Source organism: Actinoplanes sp. NPDC048988, from assembly GCF_043197815.1.
Classification (GTDB): Bacteria; Actinomycetota; Actinomycetes; order Mycobacteriales; family Micromonosporaceae; genus Actinoplanes.
Genome location: NZ_JBICTW010000001.1, coordinates 689,254 through 705,064 on the forward strand (window position 1 = coordinate 689,254; position 15,811 = coordinate 705,064).

A 15,811-nucleotide genomic window follows, 5' to 3' on the forward strand; every position below is an offset into this window, starting at 1 on the left:
CCACCGGCATGCCGGTGGCCCCCTTCCGTTCGCCCGGATCCTAGGGCTTGTCCTGGGCGGTACGCCCGATCCACTCCTCGATCGCGGCGGCCGTCGAGGCGATCTCCTCGGCCATCATCGTGAAGTGGTTGCCGGGGACGTCGAGCACGGTGTGCTCCAGCGGCCACGACGAGCGCCAGTCGGCCTCGCTCTTCGGCGGCTCGTCGGCCGGCACCAGCTCGGACGCCCGCATCAGCACGGTGGGCGCCTTGACCGGCTTCATCGACCACTCGCCGAAGAAGCCGAAGTAGCCGGCCATCGCGGTGAGCCGGACGTCGGTCATCGGGCCCACCTTGGCCTCGGCGTCCAGCGACGACTTCTGCAGCACCGGCAGGATGTAGTGCAGGGCCGAACTGCTCGGCGGGTACGTGTCGAGCAGCACCAGGCCGCTCACCGGGGCGCCCAGCTCCTCCAGGCGGGCCGCCACCAGGTGGGCCACCGTGCCACCCGACGAGCGGCCCACCACGGTGCACGGCCCCCCGCCGGTGCGCGCCAGCACCCCGGCGGCGAGGAAGTCCACCAGCGCGGCGAAGTCGGCCGGCAGGCGCTCGCCGGCCACGAAGCCGGGATAGACCGGCGACCACACGTCGCGCCGCCCGCGCAGCTCGGCCGCGAGCGGGGTGTACTCGTGCGGGCCGCCGAAGACGGTCGGCGACGGGAAGCAGATCAGCGGCGGGCCGGCCGGGCCGGCACACAGCCGGATCAGCTCCGGCCGGACCGTGGACTCCTCCGCGGTGCGGAAGCTCGGCCGGAACCGGGACGCGAGCTGGAGCATCGTCGTGCCGTCCACGTACTCGCCCAGTTCGGAGGCGCGGCGGTAGAGCGCCGCCAGGGTGGTGCCGTCGCCGTCGTACTCCGGCTCACCGGCCGCCTCGGGCGGCGCGGCGGCCGGGCCGGCGGTGAGCGAGTCGTGCAGTTCGGCCGCGAGCCCGGAGATCGTCGGATGGTCGAAGACGACGGTGGTGGCCAGGCTCACCCCGGTGGTGGCGGCGAGCGCGTTGCGCAGCTCGACCGACATCAGCGAGTCGAATCCGAGCTCGGCGAAGACGTCGGCGTCGGCGATCGCCGCCGGGCCGGGGTGGCCGAGCACGCCGGCCGCGGCCGAGCGGACCACGTCGTGCAGCGCGGCCATCCGGTCCGGGCCGGGCATCCCGGCCAGCCGGGTCCGCAGGCCGGCCGGGGCGTCCCGATCGGGCCGCGCGACCGGCCGGGTGCGGGCGGCCCCGCGCAGCAGCGCCGGTGCCGGCGCGGCTGACGGGTGCCGCCGATCGAGCCGGGCCGCCACGACGACCGGCGGGGTGCCGCCGAGCGCGGCGTCCATGAGCGACAGCCCCTGCTCGGGGGTGAGCCCCTCGGTGCCGGACCGCTTCCAGCGCCGGTCGCCGACCTGCCCAGCCATGCCGCCGGCGACGTCCCAGAGGCCCCAGGCCAGCGAGTGCGCCGGCAGCCCGAGGGCCCGGCGGTGGGTGGCCAGCGCGTCGAGGTAGGCGTTCGCGGCCGCGTAGTTGGCCTGTCCGGCGGTGCCGAACGTCCCGGCCGTGGACGAGAAGAGCACGAACATCGAGATCGGGTGCCGCTCGGTGAGCCGGTGCAGGTTCCAGGCCGCGTCGACCTTCGGGCGCAGGACGGGGAAGAGCCGCTCCGGGGTGAGCGCGGCGAGCACGCCGTCGTCGAGCACACCGCCGGCGTGCACGACGCCGGTGACCGCGGGCTCGGCGTTCTCGACGACCTTCTCGAGGTCGGTCGCGTCGGCGGCGTCGCAGGCGGCCCAGGTGACCCGGGCGCCCAGCGCCGTCAGGCCGGCCGTGAGCTCGGCCGCGCCCGGTGCCCGATCTCCCCGCCGGCCGATCAGCAGCAGGTCGCGGGCGCCGTGCGCGGTGACCAGATGCCGGGCCACCAGGCCGCCCAGAGCCCCGCCGGCCCCGACCACCAGCACCGTGCCGGAGGGCACCGGCGGGGCAACCGGCGATGACGGGGCGGGCACCGCGGTCAGGCGGGGCAGGCGGATCTCGCCGTCCCGGACGGCGACCACGGGCTCGTCGAGGGCGAGGGCGGTCGCGGTGGCGAGAGGCAGCAGCCCGGCCGCGGCGGTCACGTCGTCGACGTCGACCAGCACGATCCGCCCGGGATGCTCGGACTGGGCGGCGCGCACCAGGCCGTGCACGGCCGCGCCGGCCAGCCCGGTGACGTCCTCGCCCGGCCGCACGGCCGCCGCCCGCTCGGTGAGGACCACCAGCCGGGAGCCGGCCGGGACGTCGGCGGCCAGCCACTCCTGCAGGATCCGCAGCACCCGCGCGACCTCGGCGTGCACCCCGGCCGGGCCGGCCGGAAGCGCGGCGTCGGGCCGCACCGGCGCCACGGCGTGCCGGGTGACGCCGTGCCCGAGGGCGCCGGCCGGATCCGGATCCTCGACCAGGAGCAGTCCGCCGGCGGACAGGCGCCGGCCGGCCTCCGGGCCGTCCGCGCCGGCGAGCACCCACATCTCCCGCCGGGGTGGCTCGTCGACGGTGCCGGGCGCCACTATCCACTCCGGAGCGAGAAGCCCAGCCGTGTTCGCGCTCCGCCGCGGGTCGAGCACGCGCAGGGCGAGCGATTCGATCTCCGCCACGGCCGAGCCCTCCGGGTCGGTCACCGCCACGTGGAACCCGTCGGCCGCGGTGCCGGTGAGGCGGGCCCGGACCGTGGTCGCCCCGGTGGCGTGCACGCTGAGGCCGGTGAAGCTGAACGGGACGCCGACGTCCCGCGCCGAATCGAGCGCGACACCCTGCAGAACGGCGTCGAGCAGGGCCGGATGCAGCGCGAACCCGCCGGCCTCGACCGGCAGCGCCGCCTCCAGCCAGAGGCCGTCCCGGTCGCGCCACGCCGCCCGCAGACCGCGGAAGCTCGGGCCGTAGGCGAGCCCACGCTCGGCGATGCGGTCGTGGAAGCCGTCCAGCTCGACCGGCTCGGCGCCGGGCGGCGGCCAGTGCGCCGGGCCGGTGGGCCGGGTCGTGCCGGTGCCCGGCCGCACCGCGCCGGTGGCGTGCAGCGTCCAGTCGGCGGCGGCACCCGCGCGGGCGAAGACCTGGACCGGCCGCTGTTCACCGGATCCGGCCGCGCCGACGGTGACCTGGAGGGCGACGGTCGCGTCGTCCGGCACCAGCAGGGGCGCCCGCAGGACCAGCTCCTGCACGCGGTCGCACCCGAGCGCGTCACCGGCCTGGACGAACAGCTCGGCGAAGGCGGTGCCGGGGAAGAGGGCGCCGCCCGCGACGGCGTGGTCGGCCAGCCACGGATGGGTGCGGACCGACACCGCGCCGGTCAGCGTCACCCCGCCGGTCTCCGGCTGATCCAGCATCGCGCTCAGCACCGGGTGGTCCACCGCGCCCAGCCCGGCCGCGGCGACGTCGCCCCGGGCCGCGCCGGCCGATGCTGTGAGCCAGAACCGCTGGTGCTCGAACGGGTAGGTGGGCAGGTCGGCGGCCACGGCCGTGGCGCCGCGCGCCGCCGGCCAGTCGACGTGTGCGCCGGCGACGTGCAGCCCGGCCAGGGCGTCCAGGACGGACTCCGGACCGGCGCGGCCGGAGCGGGCGACGCTGAGGACCGCCGGGCGGCGACCCGGTTCCGCGCCCTCGATCGCTTCGTGGACGGCGGACGTGAGCACCGTGGCCGGCCCCACCTCCAGGACGGTCGTGGCCCCGGCGGCGAGGATCGCGTCGAGCGCGTCCGAGAAGCGCACGGTGGAGCGCACGTTCGCGCGCCAGTGGCCCGGGTCGGCCGCCGTCCCCGCCTCCACGGCGCGTCCGGTCACCGTGGAGATCATCGTCAGGTCCGGCGCGTGCACCGTCAGGTCCGCGGTCACCTCGGCGAACGCGTCGAGCATGGGCTCCATGTGTGCGGAGTGGAACGCGTGGCTGACCGTGAGCGGGCGAGTGCGGTGCCCGCGGGCGGCGAGCCGCGACGCCACCGCGTCCACCGCGTCGGCGTCACCGGAGACCACCACCGAGCGGGGGCCGTTGACGGCGGCGATGCCGGCCCGGCCGCCGACGCCGGGCTCGGCGGCGAGAACCGCGGCCACCTCCGCCTCGGACGCGCCGATCGCCGTCATCCCGCCGCCGCCGGGCAGTCGCTGCATGAGGGCGCCGCGGGCCACGACCATCCGGCACGCGTCGGCCAGGCCGAGCGCACCGCAGAGGTACGCGGCCGTCAGCTCACCGACCGAGTGACCGGCCACGATGTCGGCGCGCACCCCGGACGACTCCAGGTCGCGGTAGAGGGCGGCCTCGTACGCGAAGAGCGCGGGCTGGGCGTATTCGGTGCGGTGCAGCCGGGCGTCGTCGGCGGCGAACATGACCTCGAGCAGATCGCCCGGTCCGCCGGCGGCCAGCAGGGCGCCGCACAGCTCGTCCAAGGCGGCCCGGAAGGCGGGACGCCGCTCGTACAGATCCCGGCCCATGCCCGGCCGCTGCGCGCCCTGGCCGGGAAGAATGACGGCCAGCGGCCCGCCGCGGGCCACCCCGCGGAACAGGCCGGGAGCGGCCCGCCCGGAGGAGAGCGCGTCGAGGGCGGCGAGCAGGCCGTCGCGGTCGGCGGCGCGCAGGGCCGCCCGGTGCCGCAGGTGGGCCCGGCCGGCGACGAGCGCCCCGGCCACGGCGACCGGGGTGTCCTGCGGCCGGTCGAGCAGGTGCTCGCGCAACCGCGCCGCCTGCACGGCGAGCGCGGCGGCGGACCGGGCGGAGAGCAGGACCGGGAGTGACCCGGCCGGCGTGTCCGGCGGCGTGCCGACGGGCGCGGGCGCCTCCTCCAGGATGACGTGCGCGTTGGTGCCGCTGATGCCGAAGGCCGACACACCGGCCCGCCGGGGCCGGTCGCCGGACGGCCAGTCGCGGGGCTCGGTCAGCAGCCGCACCGCGCCCGCCGACCAGTCCACCTCGGGCGACGGCTCGTCCACGTGCAGGGTGGGCGGCATCGTCCCGTGGCGCAGCGCCTGCACCATCTTGATCACTCCGGCCACGCCCGCGGCCGCCTGCGCGTGGCCGATGTTCGACTTGATCGAGCCGAGCCACAGCGGGGCCTCGGCCGGGCGCTCACGGCCGTACGTGGCCAGCAGCGCCTGCGCCTCGATCGGGTCGCCCAGGGTCGTGCCGGTGCCGTGCGCCTCGACGACGTCCACGTCGCCCGGCTCGATGCCGGCGGCGCCGAGCGCCTGGCGGATCACCCGCTGCTGCGACGGCCCGTTCGGCGCGGTCAGCCCGTTGGAGGCGCCGTCCTGGTTGACGGCCGACCCGCGGAGCACGGCCAGGATCCGGCGCCCGTTGCGCCGCGCGTCGGAGAGCCGCTCCAGCACGAGCAGGCCCGCCCCCTCGGCCCAGCCGGTGCCGTCGGCGGCCGCCGCGAACGCCTTGCACCGGCCGTCCGGCGCCAGCCCGCCCTGCCGGGAGAACTCCGCGAACAGCACCGGCGTGAACAGCACCGAGACGCCGCCGGCCAGGGCCAGAGTGCTCTCCCCGGTGCGCAGCGACTGCGCCGCCAGGTGCAACGCCACCAGCGACGACGAGCACGCCGTGTCGACGGTGACCGTGGGCCCTTCGGCGCCGAGCACGTAGGCCAGCCGGCCGGACAGGACGCTGCCGGCGGTACCGCTGAGCAGGTGACCCGCCGCGTCGTCGGCCACCGAGGAGAGGTGGGCCACGTAGTCCTGCGAGCTGCCGCCGACGAAGACGCCGGTCCGCGTGCCGCGGATCGAGCTGGGGTCGGTGCCGGCGCGTTCCAGCGCCTCCCAGGCGGTTTCGAGCAGCAGCCGCTGCTGCGGGTCCATGACGGTCGCCTCGCGCGGTGAGATCCCGAAGAACGCGGCGTCGAAGCCCGCCACGTCGGCGAGGAATCCGCCGCCGGTGGCGCGGACCGCGGCGTCCTGACCGTAGAGCCGGTCCAGGTCCCACCCGCGGTCGGCGGGGATGTCCGCGACGGCGTCGGTGCCCGCGGCCACCAGCCGCCACAGGTCCTCCGGTGTCGTCACTCCCCCGGGATACCGGCAGCCCATGCCGACGATGGCGATGGGCTCGGCCGATCCGGCCGGCGCCTCGGCCGCGGCCGGCACGATCTCCTCGGCCGCGCCGAACTCGGCGAGGAGAAGATCGACGACGGCGGCCGGTGTCGGATGGTCGAAGACCAGGGTGGCCGGCAGCCGCAGACCGGCGGCCGCGCCGAGCCGGTTGCGCAGTTCGACGGCGCTCAGCGAGTCGAACCCGAGTGCCTTGAACGGGCGGTCCGGCTCGACCGCGTCGCGGACCGCCTCGCCCAGCACCGCGGCGATGTGCGCGCGAACCGTCTCGTAGAGGTGCCGCCGGCGCTCGCCGGGCGGCATGCCCGCCAGCCTGGCCGCGAGCTCCGTCCCGGCCACGTCGGCCGAGGTCGCGGCCGACCGGCGGGCCGGGCCGGGCCGCCGGGAGCCGGTGCCGTCCCGCTCGTCGCGCAGCGCGGCGCGCACCTCAGGGATGTCGGAGATCAGCGGGCGGGCGCGGATCAGGGTGAAGCTCGGCACGAACGCCGCCCAGTCGATGTCCGCGACCACCGCCGTGGGCTCGGCCCCGTCGACCGCGTCGCGCATCGCGAGCAGCGCCGCGCCGGGGTCCATCCGGCGGATGCCGCGGCGGCGCAGCATCGCGTCGCCCGCGTCGTCCACCATGCCGCCGCCGGCCCAGCTGCCCCAGGCCACCGAGGTGGCCACCGCGCCGCGGGCCCGCCGGGCCTCGGCCAGCGCGTCGAGGTAGGTGTTGGCGGCGGCGTACCCGGCCTGCCCGGCGCTGCCCCAGATGGCGGCGCCCGACGAGAACAGCACGAAGGCGTCCAGCTCGTGGCCCTCGAGCAGCTCGTCGAGGTGCCGGGCGCCGTCCACCTTGCCGGACAGCACCGCGGCGAGCTCGGCGGCGCCGGTGTCGCCGATCATCGTGAACTGACCGGTCCCGGCCGCGTGGACCACGGCCGAAACCGGGCCGATCCGGTCGAGCAGGGCCGCCAGGGCGGCCCGGTCGGCCACGTCGCAGGACGCCACCGTCGCCTCCGCGCCCGCGGCGCGCAGCTCCCGGGCGAGGTCGGCGGCGCCCGGCGCCTCGGGCCCCCGGCGGCCGGTCACCACGACGTGCTCGGCGCCGGAGCGGGCCAGCCAGCGGGCCACATGCCCGCCGACCGCGCCCGTGCCCCCGGTGACCAGCACCGTGCCGCGCGGCTGCCACGGCGCCCCGGCCGGAGCCGGCGTGGCGGCGCGCATCATGCGGCGCGCGTACACGCCCTCGGCGCGCACGGCCACCTGATCCTCGCCGTCGGCTCCGGCGTGCAGCACCGCGACGACCCGGTCGACGGTCTCCCGGCCGGGGTCGGCCGGCATGTCGATCAGCCCGCCCCAGAGCTCCGGGTGTTCCAGCGCCGCGACCCGGGCGAAGCCCCAGACCGGCGCCCGCTCGGGCACCGGCGGCGCGTCCGCCGGGCCGGCCGACACGGCGCCGGTGGTCAACCACCACACCGGCGCCCGGAGACCCGCGTCGATCAGGGCGCGCAGGACGGTCAGGGCCTCGGCCGGGTCGCCGGAGAGCGGGCGGAACAGCACGCCGGCGACCTCCGTGCCGGCGGCGGCCCGGGCGAGGGCGGCCGGGTCCGCGGGAACCTCGCGGACGGCGGCGCCGCCTTCGGCGAGGGCGGCGGCGACCGGGTCCGTCGCCGAGCCCGGCGACGAGATCACGAGCCAGGCACCGGACGGTCGCGGCGCGGCCGGTACCGGCACCGGCAGCCACCGCACCCGGTAGCGCCACGACCGGGCCGGCGAGTCGTCCACCGACCGCAGGGTCACCGCCTCGACGGTCAGGACGGGGGCGCCGAGCGGATCGGCCGCGTCGATCCGGACGGCACCCGAGGCGCCGGTGGTGAGCCGCACCCGCAGGCTGTCGGCGCCGCTCGCGTGCAGCGTCACACCCGACCAGGCGGCCGGCACGACACCGTCCAGGACGCTCAGCGCCCGGTCCAGGAGCGCCGGGTGCAAGCCGTACGACGCGGCCTCCTCACGCTCGCGCCCGGTCAGCTCGACCTCGGCGTACCGGGCGCCGGATGACTGCCAGAGCGCCCGCACGCCCGGCGGGGCCGGCACCGGCTCGGCCTCCGGCGGTGGCCACGGCAACTCGGCCGGCACGGCGGGATCGCCCGCGAGGCGGCCGGTGGCGAGCCGGCTCCACGCGTCCTCCTCGGCACCGGCCGGCCGCGCGTACACCTCCACCGGGTATCCCTCCGCGCCGTCCGGGGCGGGCAGGAACACCCGGAGCTGCAGGCCCTCGTCCGGCACGGCCGGCGGCTCGTGGACGGTCAGCTCGGCCAGCCGCCCGGATCCGTACCGGTCACCGGCCCGCGTGACCAGCTCGACCAGGACGGCGCCGGCCGGGCCGGCGGGCAGCCACGCCTGCCGGCCCCGGGCGAGCGTGCCGCTGAAGACCACGCCGTGCCCGCCCGGGAGCTCGACCTCCGCGGCCAGCAGCGGATGCCCGGCGGGCACCAGCCCGGCCGCCGCCACATCGGCCGTCCCGGCCCGGGGCGTCAGCCAGTAGTGCTGGTGCTCGAACGGATAGGTCGGCAGCTCCAGGTCGAGGGAGGGACGGCGGCCCCACGGCGCGAGTCTCGCCCAGTCGACGGGAACGCCGTGTGCCCAGGCCTCGGTCAGCGACCGCCGGAAGCGCTCCCGGCCGGCTTCGTCGCGGCGCAGCGTGCCACCGGCCCACCCGGCGACGCCGGACTCCTCCAGCGTCTCGCGGACGCCGATGGTGAGCACCGGATGCGGGCTGCACTCGACGAAGGCGCGATACCCGTCGCCGAGCGCGGCGCCCACCGCCTGGTGCAGACGCACCTGGTCGCGCAGATTCCGGAACCAGTAGCCGGCGTCCATCTCGGCGCCGTCCAGGCGCGCGCCGGTCAACGTGGAGTACAAAGGCAGCTCACCCGAGCGTGGCGTGACCGGGGCCAGCAGCTCGGCGAGCGTCTCGCGCATGCTCTCCACCTGCGCGGAGTGCGAGGCGTAGTCCACCTCGACGCGCCGGGCCGCGACGTTCTCGGCGGCGCACCGGTCCAGCAGCTCCCGCACGGCGGCCGGCTCGCCGGAGACCACAGTGGAGCGCGGGCCGTTCACCGCCGCGATGCCGATCGCGTTGCCCTGGCCGTCGAGCAGGCGCGACACCTCCTGCTCGGGCAGGGGCACCGACACCATGCCACCGTGCCCGCCGAGCGCCGTCAGGGCACGGCTGCGCAACGCGACCACCCGCGCGCCGTCGTCGAGCGTCAGCGCGCCCGCGAAGACCGCGGCGGCGATCTCGCCCTGGGAGTGCCCGATGACGGCCTCCGGGCGCACGCCGGCGGCCCGCCACATCTCGGCCAGCGCCAGCATCACCGCGAACAGCACCGGCTGCACCACGTCGACCCGGTCGAGCGACGGCGCGCCCGGTTCGCCGCGCACCACGTCGAGCACGGAGAAGTCCACGTGCGGCGCCAGGGCGGCGGCGCACTCGTGCATCCGCTCGGTGAAGACGGGGTCGGTGCCGATCAGGTCGGCGGCCATCCCCGGCCACTGCGCGCCCTGGCCGGGAAAGACGAACACGGTCTTGCCCAGCACCGCCGCGCCCGTGGCGACGTCCGCGGCGGGCGCGTCCTCGGCCAGGGCGGCCAGGGCGGGAAGCAGCCGCTCGGTGCCGGCGGCGTCGATCCCGGCGCGATGCTCCAGCGGGCGCCGCGTGGTGGCCAGCGTGTAGGCGACCCGCGCGAGCGACGCCGGCGGATGAGCGGTCAGGTGATCGAGCAGCCGGCGCGCCTGGCGGCGCAGGGCGGCCGGGGTGCGGCCGGAGAGCAGCACCGGCAGCGGCTCACCGGGCTCGGCCGGGACGTCGGGGCCGGGCGCCGCCTCTTCGAGGATGAGGTGGGCGTTGGTGCCGCTCGCGCCGAACGAGGAGACGGCGGCCCGGCGCGGCCGGTCCACGGCGGGCCAGGCCCGCCCGGCGGTCAGCAGCCGCACCGCGCCGGTGGACCAGTCGACCCGCGGGGTGGGCTCATCCACGTGCAGGGTCGGCGGCAACGTCGCGTGCCGCAGCGCCATCACCATCTTGATGACACCGGCGACACCGGCGGCCGACTGCGTGTGCCCGATGTTCGACTTGACCGAACCGAGCCAGAGCGGCCGGTCGGCGGCCCGGTTCTGCCCGTACGTCGCCAGCAGCGCCTGGGCCTCGATCGGGTCGCCCAGCGTCGTGGCCGTGCCGTGCCCCTCGACCGCGTCCACGTCCTGCGGCGCCAGGCCCGCGTTGGCCAGCGCCTGGCCGATCACCCGCTGCTGGGCCGGGCCGTTCGGGGCGGTCAGGCCGTTGGAGGCGCCGTCCTGGTTGATCGCGCTGCCACGGATCACGGCCAGCACCCGGTGCCCGTTGCGCTCGGCGTCGGACAGCCGCTCCAGGACGAGCAGGCCGGCGCCTTCGCCCCAGCCCGTGCCGTCCGCGGCGGCGGCGTACGACCGGCACCGGCCGTCCCCGGCGAGCCCGCCCTGCTTGGTGAACTCGGCGAAGGCGGCCGGCGTCGCCATCACGGTCACGCCGCCGGCCAGGGCGAGCGAGCTCTCGCCGTTGCGCAGCGACTGCATGGCCAGGTGGATCGCGACGAGCGACGACGAGCAGGCGGTGTCGATCGTGACGGCCGGGCCCTGCAGGCCGTAGGTGTAGGCGATGCGCCCGGACATCACGCTGGCCGAGGTGCCGGTCAGGCCGTGGCCGAGGATGTCGGCGCCGGAGGCGGCGAGCAGGCCCGCGAACTCGGCCGAGGCGCCGCCGACGAAGACGCCGGTCGGCGAGCCCTCGAGCGTGCGCGGGTCGATGCCGGCCCGCTCGAACGCCTCCCAGGACGTCTCGAGCAGCAGCCACTGCTGCGGGTCGGTGGCCTGCGCCTCGCGCGGCGAGATCCCGAAGAAGAGCGGGTCGAAGTCGCCGGCACCGTCCAGGAAGCCGCCGTCCTTGCCGTACGGGGCGCCGTCCAGGTCCCAGCCGCGGTCCCGTGGGAAGGGACCGATCGCGTCCGTGCCGTCGGCGACGAGCCGCCACAGGTCCTCGGGCGAGGCGACCCCGCCGGGATAGCGGCAGGCCATGCCGACGATGGCGACCGGCTCGCCGGTGTCGGCGGTGGCCGCGGCGGTCGTGGCCGCTCCGGTCGCGGCGCCGGTCAGATCGGTGAACAGGTACGCGGCCAGGCGCTCCGGGGTCGGGTGGTCGAAGACGAGGGTGGCCGGCAGCCGGACACCGGCCGCGGCGGCCAGCCGGTTGCGCAGCTCCACCGCCGCCATCGAGTCGAAGCCCATGTCGCGGAAGGCGCGCGAGGCCACGACGGGCTCGGCGGCCGTCTCCCCGAGCACGGCGGTGGCCTCGTCCAGCACGAGCCGCACCAGGCTGTCGCGCGCCTCGGCCTCGGGCAGCTCGCGGAGCCGGCCGGCCAGCGCCGACGCCGGGCGGACGGCGGGGCCGGCCTCGGCCGCCGCCTCCGGGATCTCGTCGAGCAGCGGCCGGCGACGGGCCAGGGTGAAGGTGGCGGCGAACCGCGGCCAGTCGACGTCGGCGACGGTCACGCAGGTCTCGTCGGCCTCGATCGCGTGGCGCAGCGCCGACACGGCCAGGGCCGGGTCCATCACCGGCAGGCCCTGACGTTCGAGCATCCGCTCGCCGAGCGCGTCGACCATGCCACCGCCGGCCCAGCCACCCCACGCGACCGAGGTGGCCCGCAGGCCGCGGCGGCGCCGGGCCTCGGCCAGGGCGTCGAGGTGGGCGTTGGCCGCGGCGTAGCCGCCGCTGCCGGAGCTTCCCCACACCGCCGCCGCCGAGGAGAAGAGCACGAAGGCGTCCAGGTCGCGGTCGGACAGCAGCTCGTCGAGCAGGTCGGCCCCGGTGACCTTGGCCGCGCTCACCTCGGCCAGCGCCGCCGCGTCCAGCTCGGCCACCGGCCGGTACTGCGGCGCACCCGCGGCGTGCAGGACGGCGGTCAGCGGGCGCTCGTCCGGGATGCCGGCGAGCAGCGCGGCCACATCGCGCCGGTCGGTCATGTCGCAGGCGACCGCCTCGGCCGCGCATCCGAGCCCGGCCAGCTCGGCCACGAGCTCGGGCACGCCCGGTGCGCCGGGGCCGCGCCGGCTCGCGAGCAGCAGGTGGGGCGCGCCGGCGGCCGCGAGAGCGCGGGCCACGTGGGCGCCGATGCCGCCGGTGCCGCCGGTGATCAGCACGGTGCCGGCCGGACGCCACGGCCGCCGGGACCGGTCGAGCGGGGCCCGCCGCAACCGCCGGACGTGCACGCCGCTGCCGCGCACCGCCACCTGGTCCTCGCCGCGCCCGTCGGCCAGCACGGCCGCGACCGCCCGGGCCGTACGCTCGTCGAGCCGGGCCGGGAGGTCGACCAGCCCGCCCCAGCGGTCGGCGTGCTCGAGGCCCACCACCCGGCCGAGGCCCCAGATCTCGGCCTGTGCCGGGTCGGGCGCCACGTCGGCGGCGTCCACCGCGACCGCGTGCCGGGTGAGGCACCACAGGGGCGCGCCGACGCCCTCGTCGCCGAGCAGCCGCACCAGGTCGAGCGTGGCGGCCAGGCCGGCCCGGGCCGGCAACGAGAGCACGCCGGTGAGCTCGCCGTGCTCGGCGATCACCTCGTGCAGGGCGCCGGCCACCTCGTCGCGGCCGGGCGCGACGGTCCGCGTCACCACGTCGGCGCCGCCGGCGGCCAGGGCGGCGGCGAGGAGATCCCCGTCGGGGACGGCGTGTCCCTCGGTGCCCAGCAGCAGCCAGGTGCCGGCCGGATGGCCGGGTTCCGGGGTGAACGGCCGCCACCCGATCCGGTAACGCCACGCGCCGACCGCGGCCTCCGCGCGCGACGAACGACGCCACGCCGACAGGGCCGGCACGAGCGTGCGCAGCGACTCCAGCTCGGCTGTCCCGACCGTCAGGGTGGCGGCCAGGCCGTCGAGGTCGCCGCGCTCCACGGCCGCCCAGAACTCCGTCTCCACCGGCGGTGCGGCCGCGGCGCCCTCCGCGTCTCCGGGCGGCACGCCGTCCAGCCACAGCCTTGTCCGGTCGAAGGCGTACGTCGGCAGGGCCCGGTACGCGGGCCGCGGTCCCGCGGCGTTCCAGTCCACCTCGACCCCGGCGACGAAGAGCCGGGCCAGGGCGTCCGCGACGTGTCGCGTCTCGCCGGCGCCGGCGCCGGCGCGGAGCACGGGCACGGCCACCGGCGCCGGGTCGGCACCGGCCAGGCACTGCTCGACCATCGGGGTGAGCACCGCGTCCGGGCCGATCTCCAGCACCGCCGCGAACCGCCCGGCGGACGGCAGCGCGGCGGCGGTCGCGGCGAAGCGCACCGGCCGGCGCACGTTGCGCTCCCAGTGCGCGGGGTCGGCCAGGTCGGCGGCGGTGACCGCACCACCGGTGACGGTCGACAGCAGCAGCGGGCCCGGCTCGCGGAACTCCACACCGGCCAGAACCTGCCGGAACTCGGCCAGCATCGGATCCATCCGGTGCGAGTGGAAGGCGTGGCTGACCGCGAGCCGGCGGGTGCGGCGCCCACGGGAGCGTAACTCGGCCGCTATCGCGTCGACCGCCTCCTCGTCGCCGGAGATCACGACCGAGCGTGGCCCGTTGACCGCGGCGAGATCGGCCCGCCCGTCGAGCAGGCCGGCCACCTCGGCCTCGTCCGCCTCGACCGCCGTCATGGCGCCACCGGCGGGCAGCCGCTGCATGAGCCGGCCGCGCTCGGTCACCAGCCGGGCCGCCTCCTCGAGCGGCAGCGATCCGGCGACGTGCGCGGCGACCAGCTCGCCGACCGAGTGCCCGAGCACCGCGTCCGGCCGCACGCCGTACGTGCCGAGGAGCCGGACCATCGCGACCTCGAACGCGAAGAGCGCCGGCTGGGCGTAGCCGGTCCGGTCGAGCTTCTCCGCCGGGCCGGTGAACATGACCTGACGCAGCGACTCGCCGAGGATCGGGTCGATCACGGCGCACACCTCGTCGAGGGCGGCGGCGAAGGCGGGCGCCGCGGCGTAGAGCTCGCGGCCCATGCCGACGCGCTGCGCGCCCTGCCCGGCGAAGACCATGGCGACCCTGGCCGGTCCGGCCACGCCGCGGACCACTGCGGACGACAGCTCGCCCGCGGCCAGCGCGTCGAGCCCGGCGACGGCGGCCTCCCGGCCGTCCGGCAGGATCGCGGCGCGGTGGCGCAGCGCGGCCCGGGTGGCGACCAGCGAGCGGGCCACCTCGCCGAGCGGCTCGCCGGGGTTGCTCCGCAGGTGCTCGGCCAGGCGCGCGGCCTGACCGGCCAGGGCCTCCGCGCCGGCCGCCGAGAGCAGCAGCGGCGGGATCAGCCCGGTCGCCGGCGTCGCCGGCGTCGCCGATGGTTCCGAAGCGGGCGCCTCCTCGATGATGAGGTGTGCGTTGGTCCCGCTGATGCCGAACGACGAGACGGCGGCGCGGCGCGGGCGGTCCGGCGCCGCCGGCCAGGGGCGGGGCTCGGTCAGCAGCCGCACGTCGCCCGACTCCCAGTCGACCTGCGGCGTCGGCTCGTCCACGTGCAGGGTTCGCGGCAGCAGGCCGTGCCGCAGCGCGTACACCATCTTCATGACCCCGGCCGCCCCCGCCGCGGCCTGGGCGTGGCCGATGTTCGACTTGACCGAGCCGAGCCAGAGCGGCTCGCCCGCCGGCCGGTCCTGTCCGTACGTGGCGAGCAGCGCCTGCGCCTCGATGGGGTCACCGAGCCGGGTGCCGGTGCCGTGCGCCTCCACCACGTCGACGTCGCGCGGGCGCAGCCGCGCGCTCGCCAGGGCCTGCCGGATGACGCTCTGCTGGGACGGCCCGTTCGGGGCGGTCAGGCCGCTGGACGCGCCGTCGGAGTTCACCGCGCTGCCCCGGATCACCGCGTGCACCGGGTGGCCGTTGCGCCGCGCGTCCGAGAGCCGTTCCAGCAGCAGCAGGCCGGCGCCCTCGGCCCAGCCGACGCCGTCGGCCGCCGCGGCGAACGACCGGCAGCGGCCGTCGTGGGCGAGACCGCCCTGGTCGGCGAAGCTGACGAACGGCGCCGGGGTGGCCATCACCGCGACCCCGCCCGCGAGCGCGAGCGACGACTCGCCCTTGCGCAGCGACTGCGCCGCGAGGTGCAGGGCGACCAGCGAGGACGAGCACGCGGTGTCGATCGTGAGAGCCGGCCCTTCGAGGCCGAAGGTGTACGCCACCCGGCCCGAGGCGATGCTGCCGGTGGTGCCGGTGCCCAGGTATCCGGCGACGTGCTCGGGCACCCAGCGCAGCCGGGAGGCGTAGTCGTGGTACATCAGCCCGGCGAACACCCCGGTGGCGCTGCCGCGCAGCGAGTGCGGGTCGATGCCGGCCCGCTCGAACGCCTCCCACGAGGTCTCCAGGAGCAACCGCTGCTGCGGGTCCATGGCCAGCGCCTCGGCCTCGGTGAGCCCGAACGGCGCCGGGTCGAAGTCGGCCGCGTCGTAGAGGAACGCGCCGTTGGCCGCGCCCTCAGGGAGGTCCCAGCCCCGGTCACCGGGAGCGCCGGCGACCGCGTCACCGCCCGCCGCGACGAGCTCCCACAGATCCTCGGGCCCGCGCACCCCGCCCGGGTAGCGGCACGCCATCGCGATGATGGCGATCGGCTCGTGCGCCTGCGTCTCGGTCTCCGCCAGGCGCCGGCGGGTCTGCTGCAGGTCCGCCGTCACCAGCTTGAGATAGTCGAGAAGCTTCTGCTCGTTGGCCAT

1 protein-coding gene is annotated in these 15,811 nt (G+C 77.4%); it reads right to left on the reverse strand.

Translation table 11 applies throughout. From position 1 onward, the window contains the following. Positions 1–40 precede the first annotated feature (40 nt). The gene (locus tag ACGFJ7_RS03280) at positions 41–15,811 is read right to left on the reverse strand and encodes a type I polyketide synthase (RefSeq protein WP_392640586.1); all 15,771 of its coding nucleotides are present in this window, start codon (positions 15,809–15,811) and stop codon (positions 41–43) included.

Coding starts and splice junctions, on each gene's coding strand:
- ACGFJ7_RS03280 (WP_392640586.1), bottom strand. CDS start 15,811: ATGGCCAACGAGCAGAAGCTTCTCGACTATCTCAAGCTGGTGACGGCG.